This is a genomic window from Arthrobacter sp. Hiyo1 (assembly GCF_001263615.2).
Classification (GTDB): Bacteria; Actinomycetota; Actinomycetes; order Actinomycetales; family Micrococcaceae; genus Arthrobacter.
In genome coordinates, this window is record NZ_DF952469.1 from 426407 (window position 1) to 428275 (window position 1869).

Consider the following 1869-nt stretch of genomic DNA (forward strand, 5'->3'; position numbering starts at 1 on the left):
GATCATCGGGTTGGCCTGCACGCCTGCAGTCCACACGAGGGTGTCGGCTTCGAACTCCTGGGCAGGCGTCTTGTCCGGCAGGTTGATGAGCTTGAGGCTTCCCTCTGCGTTGTCGAGGGAGGTGTTGAGCAGGACCTCGATGCCGCGGCTGCGCAGGTGTTCGACAACCCACTCTGCCTGGCTGCGGTGACCTCGGGCATGATGCGGCCCATGGCTTCGACGAGAACGAAGCGGACCTCTTCCTGGCGGATGCGCGCGTTGTTCTTGACGGCAGCGCGGGCGAGGTCTTCCATCTCGGTGATGCACTCGATACCTGCGAAACCGCCACCCACGACCACGAAGGTCAGGGCCTTGGCGCGTTCGGCGGCGTCCGTCATGGTGGAGGCAACCTCGATGCGCTCAAGGACCTTGTTGCGCAGGGCGACCGCTTCTTCGATGGTCTTCAGGCCAATGCCTTCGTCAGCGAGGCCCTTGATGGGGAACGTCCGGGTGATGGCGCCGGCGGCAACCACGACGTCGAAGTACGGGATCTCGAAAGGCTCTCCACCGTCGGCCGGAGCAACAACGGCGGTGCGGTTCTTGTGGTCGATGCTGGTGACGCGGCCCTGGATGAGTTCCGTCTGCTTGAGGTGCTGGCGGTGCGAGACGACGGCGTGGCGTGCCTCGATGTTGCCGCCGGCCACTTCGGGGAGGAAGGGCTGGTAGGTCATGTAGGGAAGGGGATCAACGACGGTGACGATGCCGCCGGCGTTCGCGATCTTCTTCTGCAGCTTGAGTGCTACGTACAGGCCGACGTATCCGCCGCCGACAACGAGAACACGGGGACGGTCAATGAGCTCAGGGGTGGTTGCCATAAGAATAGAGTACAGCACCTTGTGAAAATCTTCACTAACTATTTCCCGACGCTACGGATCGGCGCCGGAGGCTATTTCGGGGGGCTCGGATCCACGACGTCCACCACGCCGGTCGAGGTCTCGTCGGGCAGTTCCGGGGAGGTCCGGTAGCGCGCCTCAATTGGACGGTGGCGCCCGCGACGATCGCCACGAAAAGCGAACCAAAGCCGATGACCACCGCGGCCGGAACCGCAGTGTCGGACTGCGATGGCGCCTTGGCCGCGGGAACTGTGGGATCCGCCAAGGTGGCCGCGGGAATGCTTGGTTTCGACGTTGACGGAGGCGTCGGGCTGCTGAGGTCGCCACGTCGATGGACCCGGATCCAGTCCGCAATGGATCCCACGGGATTGCTCGCTACCTCGGGTACATCGGCTTTCAGGGCCGCCTCGGCATTGAGGATGCCGTAGCCATAGATGGGGTCCTTGCCGGGCGCGCCTGCATCCTCGGCCGTCGACACAATCCTGTTGATGACCTGCTTGGCGCTCATATCAGGCCATTTCGAGCGGATAAGTGCCGCGACGCCGGAGACAATCGGCGCGGAGCCGGACGTGCCGGCCCAATCTTCATAGCTCCCACCGGGCAGTCCGCCCACCAGCTTCTCCGCGGGCGCCGAGACGCCGATGCTGATTCCCTGCGAAGAAGCGTCGACGCTGGCCGTACGGTTCCGGTCGAGTCCCGCCACGGTCAGTACACCCGGAATCGTGGCCGGCGCGCCCACCTGGACGTTTCCGCCGATCCGGTTGCCCGCCGCGGCCACGATCACCACGTCCTTTTGTTCGGCATAGAGGAACGCCGCATCCCAGCTTTGGGGCCAATCAGGCGAGGTGCTGCCGAGGGAAATGTTGATGACCTTGGCGCCGTTGTCCACCGCCCATCGGACAGCTTCGGGAATCTGTTCCTGGTCCGTCTTGCCCGCCGGATTCGGCGAACCGAGCCAGGCGGAAACGGAGAGGATCTGGGCCTCGGGCGCGACGCC

The 1869-nt window shown here is 64.6% G+C and carries 2 pseudogenes; both read right to left on the reverse strand.

Features of this window, described 5'->3' with window-relative positions:
* Nucleotides 1-854, reverse strand: a pseudogene (locus AHiyo1_RS06355) (NAD(P)/FAD-dependent oxidoreductase); the annotation flags it as partial.
* 71 nt (nucleotides 855-925) lie between these two features.
* Nucleotides 926-1869 (reverse strand): annotated as a pseudogene (locus AHiyo1_RS06360) (S8 family serine peptidase); the annotation flags it as partial.